This is a genomic window from Mycolicibacter minnesotensis (assembly GCF_010731755.1).
GTDB lineage: Bacteria > Actinomycetota > Actinomycetes > Mycobacteriales > Mycobacteriaceae > Mycobacterium > Mycobacterium minnesotense.
In genome coordinates this window covers 2,257,366-2,276,452 of record NZ_AP022589.1, presented here as the reverse complement: position 1 = coordinate 2,276,452, position 19,087 = coordinate 2,257,366, and the positions used below count along the sequence as shown (strand labels likewise).

The window sequence follows — 19,087 nt, the reverse complement described above, 5'->3', positions numbered from 1 at the left end:
CCCTACCGGGCGCAGTAATCCTGTGTCGCCGAGGACAAAGCCCGCCGATAGAACTCGTCGAGTTGCCGTGTGTCGCTGACAGTCCGGGTGGTCTGCGCGAGTTCGCCGGCGCACTCCGGTGAGTGCAGCAGCTCCCAGCGCTGCCCGATCTGGGCCAGCATGACCTGGTTGAAGCCATCGATGCGCGCCCGCGAGGCGGCCAATTCGGGCGCGGTGGAGGGCGCGGCCGCGGGGTTCAGCTTCCACTGCGCGAACCGGTAGTACTCGGCAGCCTCGGTGGCGGCGATCTGATCGGCGAAGATCCGGCGCACGTACTCGGGGTCCAGGCGTTCGCCTGCGGCCTTGGTGGCCAACTTCGCCAATTGCTGCTCCACACGCGCCGGGTCCTCGATGGCCGCTCCGGTCTGCCATTTGATGGCGGCCACGTCGTCGGCGACTTGAAGCCGCTGGGCAGCGGCGTCCACCAGGTCGGACAACGAGGATGCGCCGTCGGCCCTGGCCGGAGGGGCCAGCAGCAGGACCGCGCAGAGCACCGACGTCAGCATGTGTGACCGCATGGGCTCTATTCAAACCCTTGATCGGTGAGCGCCCAGACCCGAGCCCGCATTCCTTCGCGGCCGATCCGCACCGGAACTTGTTAGTTAGGCATGGTCGGTGGTGCTTGTGGTTGGAAGGGTTGGTACCACCACCATTGGGCGCGTTCGCCGGTCGGTCCGGGGGACGGTGCCACCGTGGGCGGGGGATTGTGCGGTCGGCGACCCAGCGGCGCGGGGTGAAGTTGTTGGCCTTCTGCATCGGTGATGGTGAGACGGTTGGCGGGGCCGGTGATGGTGATGAGACCGCGGTGGTGCAACCGATGGTGGTGAGGACAGACCAGCACGAGGTTTGCCAACTCGGTCTCGCCACCGTCTTCCCAATGTCGGATGTGATGCGCATGTAACCCTCGGGTGGCGCCGCAACCGGGGACCACACAGCAGCGGTCGCGGTGCTCAAGGGCTCGGCGGAGCCGACGGCTGATTGCGCGGATGGCGCGGCCGGCGCCGATGACCTCACCGTTGCGTTCGAACCACACCTCAAAGCCGGCGTCGCACAGCAGATATTGGCGCTCTTCTTTCGACAGTATTGGCCCCAGGTGCAGCGCCGCCGCCCGATCTTTGATGTCGAGGTGCACCACCACGGTGGTGTGTTGGCCATGGGGCCGGCGAGCGGTCTCGGTGTCCCATCCGGCCTCGACCAGACGCATGAACGCATCAGCGGTCGTCGGCAACGGGGGCGCCTGATCCGTTGCGCGGCCGTCCTGGTCATGGTCCTGTTTCCACTGGGCCATCAGGGCATCCAGATGAGACTGCAGTGCCGCATCGAATTCGGCCGCGTCCAGGTGATCGAGTTTGATTCGCCAGCAGCTGCCCTGCTCGTCGGTGACTTTGGTGAGCGATCGCGCCGGTTCTGGCCTGCGGTCGGGCTCGGGACGCGGTTCGAGCTTGATCGCGGTGCGCAGCTGGTCGACGGTGGCTACGCCGGCCAGCTGCGCGTAGTGCTCATCGGAGCCGTCGGCTGCGCGCGCGGCGATGACGCCCACCTGATCCAGCGACAGGCGACCTTCTCGCATGCCCTGAGTGCAGCGGGGAAACTCTTCGAGCCGGTGGGCCACCGTCGCGATGGTGTGGGCGTTGCTCGCTGACGCACCCGTCTTCCAGGCCAGCAGCGCTTCGACAGACCGCGCTCCGGTCGCGCCCCACAGCTCCTCACGCTCGATCTCGGCGGCGATGTCCACGATGCGTCCATCGATCGCGTTGCGCTGACCACATAACTCGGCCAGCTCCGCGAAGAGCACCTCAAGCCGTGCAGCCGGAAGCACCTCAGCACTAGCTGAAGCTGCGATCGAGGACATGTCATCAGGGTTGCAGAGGGGTACGACACGTCCGGGCACGTCGATTGCCACGCACGAGGAAATCCGCGTAATTTGACCGGGTGAGTTCCTCCGAACAGTACGGAGAAGACCCCCGGGTCGACGCCTCCCGGCACCTGACCCTGGTCGCCCGGCTCAACACCTCTGCCGTCGACGCACGCCGCGGCGTGGTCCGGATTCATCCCGAAGTTGTTGCGGCCCTAGGTATCCGGGAATGGGATGCGGTTGCTCTCACGGGCGCCCGCACCACGTCGGCGGTGGCGGGGCTCACCGGAGCGGACGCCCCGACCGGGGTGGCGCTGCTCGACGACGTGACGCTGTCCAACGCCGGCCTGCGGGACGGAACCGAAGTGGTGGTGGCCGCGGTAACGGTCTACGGTGCCCGGTCGGTGACGCTGAGCGGCTCGGCCCTGGCTTCCCAGACGCTGTCACCGACCACGCTGCGCCAGGCCCTGCTGGGCAAGGTGCTCAGCGTCGGCGACGCCGTCTCGCTGCTGCCGCGCGACCTGGGACCCGGCACCTCGACGTCGTCAGCCACCAAGGCCCTCGCCTCGGCGGTGGGGATCAGCTGGACCTCGGAGTTGCTGACCGTCACCGGCGTGGACCCGAGCGGACCGGTCAGCGTGCAGCCCAACTCGCTGGTCACCTTCGCCGACGGCTCGACGGTCCCGGTGGCCACGGTGGCCAAACCGGTCGCCCCGGCCCGGATCGCCATTGACGAACTCAAGGGCTGCGAGGCCCAGGCCGCCAAACTCGCCGAGTGGCTCAAGCTCGCGCTCGACGAGCCCCAACTGCTCAAAGCGCTGCGCGCCGGAACAAATCTCGGCGTGCTGGTGTCGGGCCCTGCCGGGGTGGGCAAGACCACGCTGGTTCGCGCGGTGTGCGAGGGACGGCGGTTGATCGAGCTGGACGGCCCGGAGATCGGGGCGCTGGCCGCCGACGAGCGGTTGGCGGCGGTGCGCTCGGCCGCGGCGCAGGTCGGCGACGGCGGCGGCGTGCTGCTGATCGCCGACGTCGACACCCTATTACCCGAACCGTCGGAGCCGGTGGCAACGCTGATCCTCGCCGAGCTGCGCAACCTGGTCGCCACCGAAGGGGTGGCGTTCGTCGCTACGTCGGCGCTACCAGATCATGTCGATTCCCGGCTACGGGCGCCGGAACTGTGCGATCGAGAGATCCGACTGAGCCTGCCCGACGGCGCCACCCGAGCGGCACTCCTGGCGACCCTGCTCATCTCGATTCCCACCGCTGAGCTGAACTTGGGTGAGATCGCGGAACGCACACCGGGTTTCGTAGCCGCAGACCTGGCCGCACTGGTCCGTGAGGCGGCCCTGCGGGCCGCATCGCGGGCCAGTGACACGGACGAAGAACCCCAGCTGATCCAGGAAGACCTGGTCGGGGCGCTCACCGTGATACGTCCGTTGTCACGGTCGGCGGCCGCAGAGATCTCCGTCGGCTCGGTCACCCTCGACGACGTGGGCGACATGGTGGCCACCAAGCAGGCACTCACCGAAGCCGTCCTGTGGCCGCTGCAGCACCCGGACACCTTCACCCGCCTTGGGATCGACCCGCCGCGCGGCGTGTTGCTCTACGGCCCGCCCGGCTGCGGAAAAACGTTCATCGTGCGCGCCCTGGCGGGATCCGGCCGGGTCAGCGTGCACGCCGTCAAGGGCGCGGAGTTGATGGACAAGTGGGTGGGCAGCAGCGAGCGCGCGGTCCGAGACCTGTTCCAGCGTGCCCGCGATTCGGCGCCGTCGCTGGTGTTCCTCGACGAGATCGACGCCCTGGCGCCGCGGCGCGGCCAGAGCTTCGACTCCGGGGTGACCGATCGCGTGGTGGCCGCGCTGCTCACCGAACTCGACGGCGCCAACCCGCTGCGTGACGTGGTGGTGGTGGGTGCGACCAACCGTCCCGACCTGATCGACCCGGCTCTGACCCGGCCGGGCAGGCTGGAGAAGCTGGTGTTCGTCGAGCCCCCCGACGCCGACGCTCGGCGCCAGATCCTGCGGGTGGCGGGGAAATCGGTTCCGTTGCACGACGACGTGGACCTGGACGCGCTGGCCGACGATTTGGAAGGCTACAGCGCCGCGGACTGCGTGGCGCTGCTGCGTGAAGCGGCCCTGACGGCGATGCGGCGCAGTATCGACGCCGCCGATGTCACCATGGCTGATGTTGCCGCGGCCCGCGAAAATGTCCGTCCCTCATTGGATCCCGCTCAGGTCGACGCACTGCGCGCGTTCGCCGACAACCGCTGACGTCAGGAGTCCTCGACCAAAGTCGCCAGCCGTGACAGGGACGCTTCCAGCGAATCGACGGTGGTGGCCCGGGCCCGCGCCAGACGATTCGGGTCGGTCAACGACGACCAGTCGTAGGTATGAGTGACCCGAGTACGTGCCGGCCCCAACGGTTCGAGTTCCCACCGCCACAGATGGCCGGCCGGTTGCAGACCGGCCTCCGCCGGACGCCAGGCGATACGCCGTCCTTCCTCGAACTCGACGACGTGGTTCTCCCGGACAGTTCCCATCGTCAGCGTCATGACGAAGATGTCTCCGACGGCATGCACGCGTTGACCGGGAGCGGCGTCGGCCAGATTCGCGTTGCCGTCCCAACGGGGTTGTCGGGCGGGATCGGCGATGAACTCGAATATCCGTGCCGCGGACGCCCCGATCACCCGGCTGGCACGCACGACGGTGGCTTGCAACGGTGATCCGACCCGATGCAAAGTGCCGTCGGGGTCAACGAACGCGAATTCCCGGAGCTGGTAGTCGGTGTCGGCCGGCCCAACAAAGCGGCCCGGAACCCCGGCAGTCGACCATTGCGCGTAGAGCTCATCGGCATCGTCGACGTAGAGGTACACACTGGCGGCCGAACGCAATGGATCATGTTCCGCCCACTCGGTCAGGTGCAGCGATACCGCGCCGCGGACGACGAATCCGTATCGGGCCGGCCCGGTGTAGGCCTGGGCGGTGAACCCAAGCCGGCGGTATCGATCCAGAGCGGCATCGAGATCGCGCACCGGGATGATCGGCGCGACCGAGGTGAATTCGATGTCAGCCATAGCGTCAGCGTACGGCGGCCATCGGACCCGCGCCTTGCTGAATGTCGACTGGCCGTGCGTTCACTCTGCGCCTAGGGCGGTGGCTACTCGAACTTTGTCGCCGTGGACGCAGAGTCAACGAGGAGTGCCGAATTCGACTCGGGCCGTGACGTTCTCGATCGCCTCGTGCAGCGCCGCCAACCTCGCCGACAGTGACGGCGCCGCCAGCACCGCGTAGCGGTCGGCCTCCCCCATCGGGACGCGGCAGGCCAGCGAGTACAGCCGCTGCACGGGGTCCTGGGAGCGCAGCCGCCGACCACCCAGCAGATTCGCTCGCCCCGGTGCCAGCCACCGCCGCTGGGCCTGGGCGATGCGCTTGTGCAACGCGACTATGCGCTCTTCAAGAGCACCGAACTGCGCATCGCTCACCTGATCCGAAGGATCATCGGGCCACGGCTCGGCGTCGGCTCGCGGGTAGGGGTCGTCGGCCAGCCATTGACGCACCCGGATGCGCTCCCCGACCCGGCAGCGCAGCACGTAGCGGCCGTCCCCGATGTCGCCGCACTCGGTGACGGTGGCCGTCGCGCCGATGTCGTGGCGCTGCTCACCGCCGCCCACCTCGCGGCCGCGGGCGATCAGCACCACCCCGAAGCGGGGGTCGTCACTGCTCAGCAGATCCGCGACCAAAACTGTGTAGCGCTGCTCGAAGATCCGCAGCGTCAGGTCTTCGCCGGGCAGCACCACCCATTGCAGCGGAAACATCGGCAGTTCCCTCATGAGATGTCGAGCTCGGCCACCAATGCATCGACCACGGCACGCAGGTCGCCGTCGTGTTCCTCGGCGACCCGGCGCTGGCGCTGGTACGACGCGCCCGTCCGATAGATGTCGGCGACCGCCGCCAACTCGTCGGCGCAGTGCAGACGCGCCGCAACCGGTTCCAGCCGATTGAGCAAGTCGTCGAGGTCATCGGTGACCAACCGCTCGTTGCTGTCGGCATCCAGGATGACCTCGGCGTCCAGGCCGTAGCGCGCCGCACGCCATTTGTTCTCCTGCACATGCCAGGGCGGCATGGTGGGCAGGCTCTCGTCGGCCTCCAGCCGTCGATCAAGGTCGACGATCAGGCAGTGCGTCAGGGCCACCAGGGCGCCGAGTTCGCGCAAGTTGGACACCCCGTCACAGACCCGCACCTCGATCGTGCCCAGATGGGGTGAAGGCCTTATGTCCCAACGTATCTCGTTGGTGTGATCGATGATCCCGGTCTTCTTCTGGTCGTAGACGAAGCCCTCGAACTCCGCCCAGGTCTGAAACTGGAACGGCAGACCCGCGGTGGGCAACTGCTGGAACATCATCGCGCGGTTGCTGGCGTAGCCGGTGTCATGACCGTCCCACCAGGGCGAGGACGCCGACAACGCCAGCAGATGCGGATAGTGCTGCAGCAGCGACGAAATGATCGGCATCACCTTGTAGGACGAGGAGACCCCGACGTGGACGTGCACCCCCCAGATCAGCATCTGGCGACCCCACCACTGAGTACGTTTGATCAACTCGGCATAGCGGGGGGCATCGGTCAGCTTCTGCGCCGACCACTGGGCGAACGGGTGGGTGCCGGCGCCGAACAGTTCCATGCCCTGGGCGTGCACTATCGGGCGGGTCGTCGTCAGCGTCTGGCGCAGATCGTCGATCGCCTCACCGGTGGTGTCGCAGATGCCCGTGACCAGCTCAACGGTGTTGCGCAGCAATTCCTTGTGCACACGCGGGTTCTCGCCGAGCTCGGACAGGACCGCACTGGCTTCGTTGCTCAGGTCACGTGTCTGGGCATCGACGAGGGCCAACTCCCATTCCACCCCGAGGGTGGGCCGGGCACTGCGAGCGAACTCGATGCGGGCTTCGGACCGCGAGGAAGCCCAGCTGTTCGGCGGGCTATCCGGCGCCGATAACACCACACGCAATCCGCTTTCCGGCGTCTCCGGTGGTCAGCGTGGTCTGGTCCGGGCCGGGCGTGCCGTTGACCTGGGTGTAGCGGTCCGCCGGGATGTTGGCGAAGTTGTCGTCGTCGGCGTGGACGACGATCGAGGTCCCGTCGCCGGCGAGCAGCTCAGCCTTGGTGAACGCGTCAGTGGTTGTCACCAGCAGACCACTGCCGTCCGAACGCACCTGCAGAGAGGTCAGATCGCCACTCTGCGGGTGCTCGCTGTGGCCGGGAGCCTGGAAGTGGCCGCCGGCCGACAGGAAGGGCCCCGGGGCCCCACCGCTGGGGGCCACCGAGTCCGCCTCGCACTTGCCGACGCCGTGGATGTGCAGACCGTGGAAACCGGGAGACAGCACACCCGGGCTGGTGGTCCGGACCGTGACGGTGGCGAACTCCTTGCCACCGGCCTTGCTGAACTCGAATGTCGCGGTGGCCACCTGGCCGCCGTCGGGGGTCGTCAGGTGCGCAACCAGATTGTCCGAGCCACCCGGGCCACCCGACTCGGACTCCCCGGCCGACGGCGCCGCCGAACCGGTCCAGATTGCGGGCGTGGTGCCGGGAACGTCCGACGGCACCTGGTTGGGGGGACTACATGCCGCGAGCAACGCAATCGGGGTGGCGAAGACGACGGCGGTAAGAGCTCTGCGGTGACCTGTGACCATGCGAGGAGCTTAACCCGCGACCACCACGATGACGCCCGGTGGTTGCTCGGCCACGTCAGGGATGCGTGGCTCCACGACGGCTCCCAGCACGTCGGCCACCGAACGGGCCGCATCCTGCTCGCCCTCGGCGTCGCTGAAGTAGACGGTGGTCTGGGTGACCTCGGGCATTTCGAGGTTTCCAACCTCGGTCACGTTCCAGCCGGCTTCACGCAGCCGATCTGCGGTGTGCCCGGCCAGTCCGGCCTGTTCGGAGATGTTGAAGACCCGCACGTCGGTTCTGCGTGCCGGGCGTTCCGGGGTGGCCGACGCCGAGACGGTGGTCACCGGCTGGGCAGTCGGTGCGCGGTCGGCGTCGTCGTCGTTGCCCGACGAACCGAGGGCTTGGAAACCGACCAGCAAAAAGACGGTGCCCAAAAACAGCAGCACCATCACCATGGCCCGGAGCGGAAGTCGGGTGGAGTCGGGAACGTGGTCGTTCATTGCGCCCACTGTATCGAGGAGCGGGCCATAACCAATAAACGCCAGACAATCACGGTGTTGAGGCGGTCAGGTGATGTCGAAACCGAGCCGACGAGCGGCGCGAGCCTTCTGACGACTGGACCGCAGCCTGCGCAGCCTTTTGACCAGCATCGGATCGGCAGCCAGGGCCTCGGGACGGTCGACAAGCGCGTTGAGCACCTGGTAGTAGCGGGTCGCTGACAGCGCGAAGCGCTCCTTGATGGCCTCTTCCTTGGCGCCGGCGTACTTCCACCAGTCCCGCTCGAAGGACAGGATGTCGTGTTCGCGACGGCTCAGGCCGTCGGTGAGTTCCGAATCGTCCCCTGAGCGATTCGTCTGCGCCATGGCGCCGTCCATATCGTTTCCTGGACCCTTCCGGAAAGTTCACTCGCTGCAAACGTTCGCTTGTTTTCGGCGACGTGTTCTGCGCGAATATTGAATCACGCCAGGCGGTGTTGAATCGGGAGCCGGCCCCGCGCGTCGCCGTGGCCGCTGCAGTCGACCAGCGGCGGGCACCTAAGATTTGCGGTCATGGCCGTCCTTCCCATCCGCATTGTGGGCGATCCCGTCCTGCACACCCCGACCAGCCCGGTGCCCGTCGCCGAGGATGGATCCCTGCCCGCTGACCTCGGCGAGCTGATCACCACGATGTACGAGACCATGGACGCCGCGAACGGCGTCGGCTTGGCCGCCAACCAGGTCGGGGTAGGTCTGCGGGTCTTCGTCTATGACTGTGCCGACGACCGCCGCTCCACCACGCGACGTCGCGGAGTCGTGGTCAATCCGGTGCTGGAGACCTCCGAGCGGCCCGAGACCATGCCCGATCCCGATGACGACGACGAAGGCTGCCTGTCGGTGCCCGGCGAGTCGTTTCCGACCGGCCGGGCGGAGTGGGCGCGGGTCACGGGGTTGGACGCCGATGGCAGCCCAGTGACATTGGAAGGCACCGGACTGTTTGCCCGCATGCTGCAACACGAGACCGGCCACCTCGATGGCCTGCTCTATCTGGACATGTTGGTGGGCCGCAACGCCCGCGCCGGGAAACGGGCGGTCAAGTCCAACGGTTGGGGCGTGCCCGGCCTGTCGTGGATCCCGGGCGATGTGCCCGATCCGTTCGGTCACTGACGAGCCCGCGTGTCCGAGCCCCCCGAACTGCCTGAGATCGGCGTCCGGGTGAGTCTGCGCTACTTGCGCGCTCCCGGCTCCCAGCCACCGATGGGCGACGTGATCGGGCATCTGGTGGCCACCGGGCCGCTGGTTCGGGTGCGCTCGGCCGACGGGGTGGTCCACGACTGTCGGCACGCCGATGTGTTGTACGTGCGACGACTGACCGATCGGCCGGTGAAGAACTCAGCGATCCGTTCCGTCGAACACGCCGCCGCGCTCGCCTGGCCGGGCAGCGAAAACCAATGGCTCGACGGCTGGCTGCTGCGGGCCGGACCTGGCGCCGACCTCGCCGCCAATTCGGCTGTGCCACTGGACATGTTCGCCCATCCGAGCTCCATTCCGGCTATCCGCGACTGGTACGCGCAGCGCGGTCTGCCGCCGTACCTGGCGGTGCCGGAGCGCCTGCTACGGATGCCGGCGGGCGTTGCGCTCCAGTATGAGACCCGAACCTTGGTGTGCGACGTCACCGCCGGGACGGCGTCTGACGACATGGTGATGGACGCCGAACCCGACGCCGCCTGGCTGACCTTCGCCCGTGACCACGGCGCGACAGCTCCTCAGGAGGTGCTGACCGCAGTGATCGACGGCCACGTGGTCTTTGCCTCGATTCCCGGTGTGGCCATCGGGAGGGGCAGCGTCACCGAGGGGCCAGAGGGAACTCGCTGGCTCGGGCTGACGGCAGTTCAGGTGGCCGAAGGCCACCGCCGGCGCGGGCACGGCCGACGGATCTGCGCCGCGTTGGCGGCCTGGGGCGCCGACCGCGGCGCAACCCGCGGCTACGCCATCGTCCCCACCACCGACCCGGCGGCATTCGGGTTCTTCGAAGCAGCCGGATTCGCCGGCCAACACCGCACCGGCTACATCGACGCTCGGTCACTGAGCGGCTAAGTAGGGTGGCTGCGTGACTGCGCTGCGACTGGCCACCTGGAACGTCAACTCCATCAGGACCCGAGTGGATCGGGTGACCGATTGGCTGGCCCGCGCCGACGTCGATGTCCTGGCCATACAGGAGACCAAGTGCACCGACGCCCAATTCCCCACACTGCCGTTTCACGAATTGGGCTACGAGGTCGCCCATGTCGGCCTGAACCAGTGGAATGGGGTGGCGATCGCATCGCGGGTCGGGCTGGACGATGTCGAAGTCGGGTTTCCCGGCCAGCCCGGCTGGGCCAAGGCCGACGCCGATCCCGCCGTGGAGGCGCGGGCGCTGGGGGCTACCTGCGGCGGGGTGCGGGTCTGGAGCCTGTACGTGCCGAACGGCCGCGCCCTCGACGACCCGCACTACACCTACAAGCTCAATTGGTTGGCCGCGCTGCGTAATACCGCCGAGGGCTGGTTGCAGAACGACCCCACGGCACCGATCGCACTGGTGGGCGACTGGAACATCGCGCCACACGACGACGACGTCTGGAGTATGGAGTTCTTCGAGGGGGCGACACACGTCTCGCAACCCGAGCGCTTGGCGTTTCAGGCGATGGCCGACGCGAAGTTCCTCGATGTGGTGCGACCTTTCACTCCCGGGCCCGGGGTCTACACATACTGGGATTACACCCAGCTGCGGTTTCCGAAGAAGCAGGGCATGCGCATCGATTTCATCCTGGGCTCCCCTGCATTGGCGTCTCGGGTAGCGCACGCCGAGATCGTCCGTGACGAACGCAAAGGCAAGTCCCCGAGTGACCACGCGCCGGTGCTCGTCGAGATCCGGCGGGACTGATTGGCGCGTCTCAGTTCTATGAATGTCTCAGTTCTATGAATTCGGTGTGGATTTCGGACCGCTGGCGGAATCGCGCATAAGATGGGCGGATTATCCAATTTGCTCATTTGAAGGGCAGGGAATTCCCATGAACGCCGTCGCAGGGACGGTACGAAAAGTGGCCGGAGCGGCAAGCCGCGCGGTCACGATGACCACTGAAGCGGCCGGAGCCATCGGCGGAGCCGCAGTCAACGGGGCAATCGGCGGCGTGAAGGGAGCAGCTAGCGGCGTTCAGCGCGGGCTGCGCACCGGCAGCCACTCGACGCCGGCGGCTGCGCTGACCCTGGGCGCCCTCGGCGTTGCGGGGCTGGTCGAGTGGCCGGTTTTGGTGGCGGTGGGCGGCACGGCACTGGTGCTCAAGCAGCTGTCGGACCGGTCTAAGGACAGCAAGGCGCAGGCCAAGGCCCCCGCCCCGGCCGCACGGCCGGCCAAGCCGGTGCAGGCAGTGCCGCCGCTCAAGGCCGCAAAGCCGGCGAAGTCGACGGGATCTTCGACGTCGGCGCGCCGCAGCCCGCAACCGAAGAAGACGGCGGCACGGCAAACGCGTACCGGCGCCGGCAGCAGCACCCGCACGCGCACCCGCCACTAGTCGGGTGCGAGTGAATCTAGGCCACGCCTTCCGGCGCTCTCTCCCGCTGCGCGCAGCAAATTTCGGTATTCAACTCACCTCCGCACTGGTCGAGGCCTCGGTGCAGACCGCTGCCGACGTGGCCGGCGCGGTGTTGCCGAACGGCGACGGCGCTCCGGTGCTGTCCCGGCGATGCTTCCGCGGCGAGGGACGGGCCTGGGTCGAGGTCCGTGGTCTCGACGGTCCCGCCGGAGCCGAACTGGCGACCGCAGTGCAGGGCGCGGCCCGTGCATTGCCCGGGGTGACCTCGGTCCGGTTGAACCACCCGTTGTCCCGTCTGGTGGTCGGGCTGGACACCACCGGCGGTGACACCGTGTCGATGCGCGCACTGTGCCAGGTGGTCGCCGACGCCGAGAGCCAGTACGGGGCGGAATCAGCCGGCGGACGCCCGCCGGTGAGCCTGCCCGGTGACGGAATGACTCAGGCACTGCGTGTGGCGACACTGGGCGCCAATATCGCCGGGCTCGGCGTGGCAACCGTGGGGCGGCTGCTGCGGGTGCCGGGCCTGCCCTTGGGCCTGGAAGCCGGCGTGGTCGTCATCGACTACCAACCCCGACTGCGCCGGCTGTTGGAGGACAACCTCGGTAAGCAGGCGACCGATGCCCTGTTGGCGCTGGCCAGCGCGGGCGTGCACACCCTCAACCAGGCGCCGACGTCGCTGGCGGTGGACCTGTCGGTCGAGGCGATGCGCACCGGGGAGGAACGCGCCGAGGCAAGGGCCTGGCGCCGCCTCGAACCGGAGCTCGCCGACCACGCCGGCCACCCCCCGGTGGCCGCACCCCAACGCCCGTCGCCACGACCGGCCGGTCCCGTAGAACGACACGTGACACGGAGCGCCTGGGCACAGGTCGTCGGCGCCGGGGTGATCGGTGCTGTGACCCGCAATCCCGATCTCGCCGGAACGGCGGCCGCGGTGACCGCGCCCAAGGCGACCCGTACGGCACGCGAGGCATTCGCCGCCACCCTGGGCCGGGGTTTGGCCGATCACCACGGCACCGTGGTGCTGCGTCCGGGCAGTCTGCGTGAGCTCGACCGCGTTGACACCGTGATCATCGATCCCCGCGTGCTGTGTGGCGACACCCTGCGGGTGATGCAGGTACGCGGCGCCGACGACGACGAACTGCGTGCGGCGTGGACGCAGGCTCAAGCCAAGTTGACCGAGGCCGGACTCACCGCCGGATGGCATCGGGTCGGCGCCCGAGCCGGCGTACAGGCCTCGTTCCAGCCCGCACTGCTTCCCCTGGCCGCCGCAGTGGTGACCGAAGCCCGCCGCGCCGATGTCGAAGTGGTCTCTGTCGAGGCCGAGGCACTCGGTGAGCTGCGGCCGGTCTTCGACGAGATCAGGCCCCTGAACGGGGCCTCCACAGACGAGGCCCTGGCTGCCGCGGTGTCCACCTACCAGGGCGAGGGCCATGACGTCGCGGTGCTGTCTGCCACGGCCGTGCAGGCGCTCGCGGCGGCCGACGTGGCGCTGGGCATGCTGCCTGACGACGGCGTCCCACCTTGGTATGCCGACCTGCTGCTGACCGACCTGGGCGCGGTGTGGCGCATCCTGCACGCGCTGCCGGCCGCTCGCTCCGCCAGCCGTCGCGGGGTCGAGCTCGCCACCGGCGCCACCGCCTTGGGTTCACTGCTGATGCTGCCCGGTGTGCGCGGCAGCGGACCGGGTCCGGTGACCACCGGAGCAGCAGCGGGAGCGCTGTCGGGCTACTGGTTGGCCCGCCGCGCCGTGGACACCGCGGTACCCCGACCGGCGGCGGTGCACGAATGGCACGCCATGTCGGTCGACCAGGTGCGGGCTGTCCTGCCGCCACCGGAGTTGGACGAGTCGACCACCCCGCCGCACCACGCTCCCGCCGCCGCAGCCGCATTGGCGGCCGTCGATCTTGCCCGCCGCGGGGCACAGCGAACCGCACCGCCGCGGCTGTTGCGGCAGTTCGCCCAAGCCGTGCGCAGCGAGCTGTCCGACCCGATCACCCCGGTGCTGGCGCTGGGGGCTGCAGCCAGCGCAGTGCTGGGCTCCCCCGTCGACGCCATGTTGGTCGGCTCGGTGTTGGGCGGCAACGCGATGCTGGCCGCCGCACAGCGGTTGGTCGCCGAGCGTCGGCTCAGTGTCCTGCTCAATGAGCAGGTCGCCCCGGCGCGCAAGGTGCTGCCGGACGGCAGCCACTGCGAGATCCCGGCCGAGGAACTGCTGCCGGGTGATGTGATCGAGGTGCATGCCCATGAGGTGGTTCCCGCCGATGGCCGGCTGATCGACGCGATCGATCTCGAGGTCGACGAGTCGTCGCTGACCGGCGAATCGCTGACGGTGGTCAAGCAGGTCGAGGCCACTCCCGGTGCCGATCTGGCCGACCGCGAATGCATGGTCTATGCCGGGACCACGGTGGTTACCGGGACCGCGGTGGCATTGGTGACCGCGATCGGCGGCGACACCCACGGACGCCGGGCCGCCGAGCTGGTGGCCGGTGAGCACTCCGCGGTCGGCTTGCAGCATCAACTGAGCCTGCTCACCGGCAAGGCATGGCGGATCAGCCTGGCCGGCGGTGCGCTGGTAACGGGGCTGGGCATGGCCCGCCGGATCGGGCTGCGGCAGGCAGTGGCCAGCGGGATCGCGGTCAGCGTCGCGGCCATACCCGAGGGCCTGCCCCTAGTGGCCACCCTGGCGCAACAGGCGTCGGCACGACGGTTGACCAAATCCGGGGTGCTCGTTCGGGTGCCGCGTTCGGTGGAAGCGCTGGGCCGCGTCGACGTCGTCTGTTTCGACAAAACCGGAACACTGAGCAAGAACCGGTTGCGGGTCTCGCAGGTACACCCGGCGGCGGGCTTCACCGAGCACGACGTGCTGCACTTCGCGGCAAGCGCAGCACCGGTGCCCAACGGCACCCGCCAGGTACACGCCACAGACAACGCCATCGTGGAAGGCGCTGAGTCCGCGGGGGCATCCGCGCCTGCAGGTCCCGCGGCGCACCTGCCGTTCCGCTCCGGGCGCCCGTACTCGGCGTCGGTGCGCGGCACCGAGCTGACGCTCAAGGGCGCCCCGGAAATGGTGTTGGCGTGCACCGGGGCCGGTCCGGCCGTCAAACAGTCGGTGGCCGCGCTGGCCGGCGACGGATTGCGGGTGATCGCGGTGGCCCGCAGGGAACTGACTCCCGCGCAGCGCAAGGCGTTAGGTGCAGATCCCGAACCCGACCAGATCGCCGAGGTCTGCCGCGAAGGTCTGACCTTCGTGGGCCTGCTCGGACTGTCCGACACCCCGCGCGACGAGGCCACCGAACTGCTCGCCGACCTCAAGCGCCGTCGGATTCCGGTGCGCCTCATCACCGGCGACCATCCGCTGACCGCGACGGCTATCGCACGGGAGCTGGGCCTGGAGGTCGACAGCGATCAGGTGATCAGCGGCGCACAATGGGATGCGTTGTCCCGCAAGGACCAGGAACTCGCGGTGGCCGATCGGGTGGTGTTCGCTCGGATGTCCCCCGAGAACAAGGTGCAGATCGTCCAGACCCTGGAACGCACCGGCCAGGTCACGGCGATGGTCGGGGACGGCGCCAACGACGCCGCGGCGATCCGCGCAGCCACCGTCGGGATCGCGGTGGTCGCACACGGCAGCGAGGCGGCCAGCAGCGCCGCCGACGTCGTGCTGCTCGACGAGCGAATCGACACGCTGCTCGACGCGCTGGACGAGGGCCGCGAGTTGTGGCAACGGGTGCAGGCCGCCGTGGCGGTGCTGCTGGGTGGCAACGCCGGCGAGGTGGCATTCGCGATCATCGGCAGCGCGCTGACCGGCCGCTCTCCGCTGAACGCCCGCCAGCTGCTGCTGGTCAACATGCTGACGGATGCGTTGCCGGCCACCGCACTGGCGGTCAGCTCCCTCAACGAGCAGGCCGCCGCGGGCGGGCACGGTCCCGACGAGCGCGCGCTGTGGCGCACGGTCGCCGTGCGCGGCGTGACGACGGCGTCGGCCGCGGTGGGCGCATGGGGCCTGGCCTCGGTCACCGGCCTGCCGCAGCGGGCCTCCACGGTGGCGTTGGTGTCACTGGTCGCCACGCAGCTGGGGCAGACCCTGTTGGACTCCCGCGATCCGGTGGTGGTGGCAACTGCCTTCGGCTCGCTCGGGGTGATGGGGACCTTGATCACCATTCCCGGTGTGAGCCAGCTGCTGGGTTGCACCCCGATCGGTCCGCTGGGCTGGGCCCAGGCGCTGGGCACGGCGACGGTGGCCACCGTCGGCGCTGCCGTGGTACCCCGGCTGTGGTCGGGGCTGCAGGAGAACGCCGCGAAGCCCAAGGAGTTCATTGTTCCCGGACCGCGGCAACCGCACGGTCCGCCGTCCTCCAACGGTCGGGCCGCGCCGCGGCTGCGGCTTGTGCACAATGAGGACACTGACTCTCGCCGCGTAACGGTCGCGGCCCGATCATCCGGCGATCAGTCGCCACCAGGAGGTTCATGATGGCGGACAAGCCGCGGCGCAACGCATCCCAGCAGGAGGCCGTCGCCCACATTCGCGCCGCGGAGGGGTTTGCCGTGGAATTGCCGCTGTTCGGCAAGGTGACGGTGCCTCGACCCGAGCAACTGGCCTATTACGGCGGGCTGGCACTGCTGGCCGCTTTCGAGATCATCGACTGGCCGGTGGCCGTGGCGGTGGCTGCCGGCCACATTTTGGCCAGCAACCACCGCAGTGAGGTTCTGGAACAGCTCGGCGAGGCCTTAGAAGACGCGGAGTAGACGTCCTCTGACTGAAGCTCAGTCGCTGACGGTCAGCACTCCGACGCGCCACAGGAGTGCGTACATCTGGTGCAGCGGTCCACTGAGCAGCCGCGTGGTCATGTCGACCACCGGGTCCGAGGTGGGCGCGGCGGGCGCGGCAGGACGACGGTCCAGCGTCTTCACCGTGCTCGTCGCACGGGGGGCCGGAGCCGAGATGTCGGTGTAAGCGATTGCAACCATGATGGCCTCCTAGTCGCGTAACGGTGCTACGCGCTCAACAGAGAGCCAGGTCGTGGCTCAGCTGGAGGCGGTATGCGACCGTTCGGATGGGGACGGAACAGACGTCAGATATCGACTCGGACTATCACCGGAACTCATTCGTCCCACACCTCCTCTCGGTCGCGGGCACGCGCTGGCGTGCCAGGTTCACCGCATGCGTAGGAGGGCAGCCCCGATACCCGGGAGACCGCACCCCTCTCGTCAGAGTTTCGACACTGCACGGCGTGTCCCTTTCGGGAAGCCACTTGGGCTCAACCCTTAAGCCGGGAGGAGCTGTCCTGACCCGGGGCGTCTTTCGACGTTCGGGGTCAGTGGCCTATGTCCGTGCAGACGCCTCACCTAACGAGGTGCTTGCATGACCCATAGTGCCTCACGCGTCAGACTCGGTCAACTCCATCGCCGCGCGGGTCGGGCACCGTTGCCGAAACGCAACATCCACGCACCCCTACCAGCACTTTGGCCCCAACAGCACCCGAAATCAGTCCCGCGAGTTCACCGGCTCGGCGGCATACCGGCCGGGCGTGCGCCACGATGCGAGCGCGCCGAGCAGCATCATCACCGCCGCCGCGGCGAACACCACGGCCAGGCCGGCATGGAACGGACCCGAGATCAGCTGCGGGAAGAAGCTGTGCCCGGTCAAGGTGTTCACGTCGACACCCGGCTGGGCCAGCACACCCGACGGAGCCAGCAGTTCACCGACCGGGTTGTAGCCCAGAAACGCCGCGAACAGGCTGCCCACCGGCGGGGTGTTGGCCACCTGGTCGGCGACGTCGGCGGGCACACCCTGCGCCTGCAGCCCCGTTTCCAAAGCCGCCGGCAGTGTGTTGGCCAGGCCGATCACCATCAGCGAGAAGAAGATGCCGATCGACAGGGACGTACCGGCATTGAAGAACGTGGCCCGCACGCCCGAGGCCGCCCCCCGCTGATCGGCAGGCACGCTGGACATGACCACGGCACTGTTGGGTGCGGTGAAGATGCCGCCCCCCAGCCCGTTGAGGAACACCAGCGCCGCAAAAACCCAGTAGTCGAAATTGACCGGAAGCAGCACCAACCCCACGAACGTCGCCGCCATCAGCAGCATGCCGCCCACGGTGAACGGTCGGGCACCATGGCGATCCGACAACGAGCCGGCCAGTGGACCGGCCAACAAGAATCCGGCAGTCATAGGCAGCAGGTAGATGCCCGCCCACAATGGCGTCGATTCATAGCTGTAGCCGTGCAGCGGCAGCCAGATGCCCTGCAGCCAGATGATCAGCATGAACTGCATTCCGCCACGACCGATCGCCGACAACAGGCCGGCGGCATTGGCGATCCCGAACGCGGGAATCATGAACAGCCGTACGTCGAGCAACGGCGCCGCGACCCGCAACTCGATGAAGCAGAACAGGACCAGCAGCACCACGCCGAGCGCCAGCGAACCCAGCACGGCCGGACTGGTCCAGCTGGTCGGCGAATCCCCATGCGGCTGAATGGTGTAGGTGATGGCGGTCAGCAACACGGTCAGGCCCAGGCCCAGGGTGGCGGTGCCCGCCCAGTCCAGCTTCGCCGGTGCCCGCTGGCCAAGCTCGTGTAGCGAGCGCAGTGACCAGACGCTGCCCAGCACTCCGATCGGCACCCCGACCCAGAACACCGCTCGCCAGTCCCATTCCGACAGCACGCCACCGATGAGCAGACCGACGAAGGACCCCGCGACGGCGGCCACCTGGTTGACACCCAGGGCCATGCCACGCTGATTGGCCGGGAATGCGTCGGTGAGGATCGCCGACGACGACGCCATCAACATCGCACCGCCCACACCCTGGACCACCCGCCACGCGATCAGCCACTGCGCGCCGCGGCCCATGTCGAACGGGTCGACCGACAACGCGATCGCGGCCACGGTGAACACCACGAATCCGACGTTGTAGATCCGCACCCTGCCGAACATGTCCCCGAGCCGGCCGAAGAACACCACCAGCACGGCCGACACCAGGAGATAGCCCATCAACATCCACAGCAGGTAGCTGACGTTCGCCGGCTCCAGCGGGTTCAGACCGATACCCCGGAAGATCGCCGGCATCGAGATCAGCACGATCGAGCCGTTGATGGTGGCCAGCACCACGCCCAGGGTGGTGTTGGACAGTGCGACCCATTTGTAGCGCGGGTGGTCACGGTCGTAGCGAAGCCGGCGGCGCGCGGTGGCGACCGCACCCGGATCCGGGTCCGCGACGTCGAGACTGCCCTGCTCGATCTGCGACGTCATGCCTCTATCAGCTCCCTCTGCTCCGGCCACATATATTAGCTAAGCAAATGATTAGGCACCTAATTGCGTTCGGAGCCTGCAGCGCCTTACTTCGGGTGCCGCGCTGCGATAGCGTGGCAGTGCACCAATCGACAGTGCTGAACTCATAGAAACCGCGGGAGCGCAGGCAGTGCGCTGAGAGGACGGCCGATGCCGTCGACCGTACGAACCTGATCGGGTAATGCCGGCAAGGG

Annotated in this window: 17 protein-coding genes, 1 pseudogene and 1 riboswitch; of the genes and pseudogenes, 7 read left to right on the top strand and 11 right to left on the bottom strand. The window is 68.3% G+C overall.

The annotated features are described in order from the left end of the window. Nucleotides 1-2: 2 nt before the first annotated feature. Both G6N09_RS10545 and G6N09_RS10540 read right to left on the bottom strand, forming a co-directional pair. The gene (locus G6N09_RS10545; RefSeq protein ID WP_083022627.1) at nucleotides 3-557 is read right to left on the bottom strand and encodes a chorismate mutase; all 555 of its coding nucleotides are present in this window, start codon (nucleotides 555-557) and stop codon (nucleotides 3-5) included. Nucleotides 558-637: 80 nt separating this feature from the next. Then, nucleotides 638-1,891 carry an HNH endonuclease signature motif containing protein gene (locus G6N09_RS10540; RefSeq protein WP_083022626.1) on the bottom strand — a complete coding sequence of 418 codons (1,254 nt, stop codon included), beginning with the start codon at nucleotides 1,889-1,891 and terminating at the stop codon, nucleotides 638-640. An 80-nt stretch (nucleotides 1,892-1,971) separates the two neighbouring features. Between G6N09_RS10540 and G6N09_RS10535 the strand changes: the two genes are divergently transcribed. Continuing rightward, entirely contained in the window at nucleotides 1,972-4,164 is a 2,193-nt protein-coding gene (locus G6N09_RS10535) for an AAA family ATPase (protein WP_083022625.1), read from the top strand. Between the two features lie 2 nt (nucleotides 4,165-4,166). On the opposite strand, the gene G6N09_RS19680 is transcribed toward G6N09_RS10535, so the two are convergent. From G6N09_RS19680 to G6N09_RS10505, 7 genes and pseudogenes are all read right to left on the bottom strand, one after another. After that, nucleotides 4,167-4,610 (bottom strand): SRPBCC family protein, encoded by a 444-nt coding sequence (locus tag G6N09_RS19680; RefSeq protein ID WP_197745927.1) that lies wholly within the window; start codon nucleotides 4,608-4,610, stop codon nucleotides 4,167-4,169. Continuing rightward, nucleotides 4,611-4,958: pseudogene (locus G6N09_RS20390) on the bottom strand (bleomycin resistance protein); the annotation flags it as partial. Between the two features lie 123 nt (nucleotides 4,959-5,081). After that, nucleotides 5,082-5,723 carry an LON peptidase substrate-binding domain-containing protein gene (locus G6N09_RS10525; RefSeq protein WP_083022623.1) on the bottom strand — a complete coding sequence of 214 codons (642 nt, stop codon included), beginning with the start codon at nucleotides 5,721-5,723 and terminating at the stop codon, nucleotides 5,082-5,084. Next, the gene (locus tag G6N09_RS10520) at nucleotides 5,720-6,889 is read right to left on the bottom strand and encodes a glutamate--cysteine ligase (RefSeq protein WP_083022622.1); all 1,170 of its coding nucleotides are present in this window, start codon (nucleotides 6,887-6,889) and stop codon (nucleotides 5,720-5,722) included. Before G6N09_RS10520 ends, G6N09_RS10525 begins: the two co-directional genes overlap by 4 nt. After that, nucleotides 6,867-7,577 carry a superoxide dismutase[Cu-Zn] gene (sodC, locus tag G6N09_RS10515; protein WP_083022621.1) on the bottom strand — a complete coding sequence of 237 codons (711 nt, stop codon included), beginning with the start codon at nucleotides 7,575-7,577 and terminating at the stop codon, nucleotides 6,867-6,869. The genes G6N09_RS10520 and sodC overlap by 23 nt, the downstream gene beginning before the upstream one ends. 9 nt (nucleotides 7,578-7,586) lie before the next feature. After that, the gene (locus G6N09_RS10510) at nucleotides 7,587-8,057 is read right to left on the bottom strand and encodes a LytR C-terminal domain-containing protein (protein ID WP_109558782.1); all 471 of its coding nucleotides are present in this window, start codon (nucleotides 8,055-8,057) and stop codon (nucleotides 7,587-7,589) included. Nucleotides 8,058-8,123: 66 nt separating this feature from the next. Continuing rightward, nucleotides 8,124-8,432 carry a nucleoid-associated protein NapA gene (locus G6N09_RS10505; protein ID WP_083022619.1) on the bottom strand — a complete coding sequence of 103 codons (309 nt, stop codon included), beginning with the start codon at nucleotides 8,430-8,432 and terminating at the stop codon, nucleotides 8,124-8,126. Between the two features lie 174 nt (nucleotides 8,433-8,606). Here G6N09_RS10505 and G6N09_RS10500 point away from each other — a divergent pair, with 174 nt between their 5' ends. From G6N09_RS10500 to G6N09_RS10475, 6 genes are all read left to right on the top strand, one after another. Then, nucleotides 8,607-9,200 (top strand): peptide deformylase, encoded by a 594-nt coding sequence (locus G6N09_RS10500; protein WP_083022618.1) that lies wholly within the window; start codon nucleotides 8,607-8,609, stop codon nucleotides 9,198-9,200. 9 nt (nucleotides 9,201-9,209) lie between these two features. Further along, nucleotides 9,210-10,130: an N-acetylglutamate synthase, CG3035 family gene (locus tag G6N09_RS10495; protein ID WP_234806888.1), complete on the top strand. Its 921-nt coding sequence runs from the start codon at nucleotides 9,210-9,212 to the stop codon at nucleotides 10,128-10,130. Between the two features lie 22 nt (nucleotides 10,131-10,152). Next, nucleotides 10,153-10,956 carry an exodeoxyribonuclease III gene (locus G6N09_RS10490; protein ID WP_179959908.1) on the top strand — a complete coding sequence of 268 codons (804 nt, stop codon included), beginning with the start codon at nucleotides 10,153-10,155 and terminating at the stop codon, nucleotides 10,954-10,956. A gap of 127 nt (nucleotides 10,957-11,083) precedes the next feature. Then, the gene (locus tag G6N09_RS10485; RefSeq protein ID WP_083022616.1) at nucleotides 11,084-11,584 is read left to right on the top strand and encodes a hypothetical protein; all 501 of its coding nucleotides are present in this window, start codon (nucleotides 11,084-11,086) and stop codon (nucleotides 11,582-11,584) included. Nucleotides 11,585-11,594: 10 nt separating this feature from the next. Continuing rightward, nucleotides 11,595-16,076 carry a cation-translocating P-type ATPase gene (locus tag G6N09_RS10480; RefSeq protein ID WP_083022615.1) on the top strand — a complete coding sequence of 1,494 codons (4,482 nt, stop codon included), beginning with the start codon at nucleotides 11,595-11,597 and terminating at the stop codon, nucleotides 16,074-16,076. Further along, nucleotides 16,073-16,351, top strand: a complete 279-nt coding sequence (locus G6N09_RS10475) for a hypothetical protein (protein WP_083022614.1) — start codon at nucleotides 16,073-16,075, stop codon at nucleotides 16,349-16,351. Before G6N09_RS10480 ends, G6N09_RS10475 begins: the two co-directional genes overlap by 4 nt. Before the next feature lie 18 nt (nucleotides 16,352-16,369). Here G6N09_RS10475 and G6N09_RS10470 read toward each other — a convergent pair whose 3' ends face one another. After that, a complete protein-coding gene (locus tag G6N09_RS10470; RefSeq protein WP_083022613.1) occupies nucleotides 16,370-16,573 on the bottom strand; it encodes an Rv1535 family protein in 204 nt (67 codons plus the stop codon). Nucleotides 16,574-16,798: 225 nt separating this feature from the next. Further along, nucleotides 16,799-16,966, bottom strand: a riboswitch (M-box (ykoK) riboswitch). Nucleotides 16,967-17,090: 124 nt separating this feature from the next. Then, nucleotides 17,091-18,854: an MFS transporter gene (locus G6N09_RS10465; protein ID WP_083022612.1), complete on the bottom strand. Its 1,764-nt coding sequence runs from the start codon at nucleotides 18,852-18,854 to the stop codon at nucleotides 17,091-17,093. Nucleotides 18,855-19,087: the final 233 nt, after the last annotated feature.

Bases quoted from the DNA above. Each gene is read 5' to 3' on its own strand.
- G6N09_RS10545 (WP_083022627.1), bottom strand. From the start codon at position 557: ATGCGGTCACACATGCTGACGTCGGTGCTCTGCGCGGTCCTGCTGCTG.
- G6N09_RS10540 (WP_083022626.1), bottom strand. From the start codon at position 1,891: ATGTCCTCGATCGCAGCTTCAGCTAGTGCTGAGGTGCTTCCGGCTGCA.
- G6N09_RS10525 (WP_083022623.1), bottom strand. From the start codon at position 5,723: ATGAGGGAACTGCCGATGTTTCCGCTGCAATGGGTGGTGCTGCCCGGC.
- sodC (WP_083022621.1), bottom strand. From the start codon at position 7,577: ATGGTCACAGGTCACCGCAGAGCTCTTACCGCCGTCGTCTTCGCCACC.
- G6N09_RS10510 (WP_109558782.1), bottom strand. From the start codon at position 8,057: ATGAACGACCACGTTCCCGACTCCACCCGACTTCCGCTCCGGGCCATG.
- G6N09_RS10505 (WP_083022619.1), bottom strand. From the start codon at position 8,432: ATGGACGGCGCCATGGCGCAGACGAATCGCTCAGGGGACGATTCGGAA.
- G6N09_RS10500 (WP_083022618.1), top strand. From the start codon at position 8,607: ATGGCCGTCCTTCCCATCCGCATTGTGGGCGATCCCGTCCTGCACACC.
- G6N09_RS10485 (WP_083022616.1), top strand. From the start codon at position 11,084: ATGAACGCCGTCGCAGGGACGGTACGAAAAGTGGCCGGAGCGGCAAGC.
- G6N09_RS10475 (WP_083022614.1), top strand. From the start codon at position 16,073: ATGATGGCGGACAAGCCGCGGCGCAACGCATCCCAGCAGGAGGCCGTC.
- G6N09_RS10470 (WP_083022613.1), bottom strand. From the start codon at position 16,573: ATGGTTGCAATCGCTTACACCGACATCTCGGCTCCGGCCCCCCGTGCG.
- G6N09_RS10465 (WP_083022612.1), bottom strand. From the start codon at position 18,854: ATGACGTCGCAGATCGAGCAGGGCAGTCTCGACGTCGCGGACCCGGAT.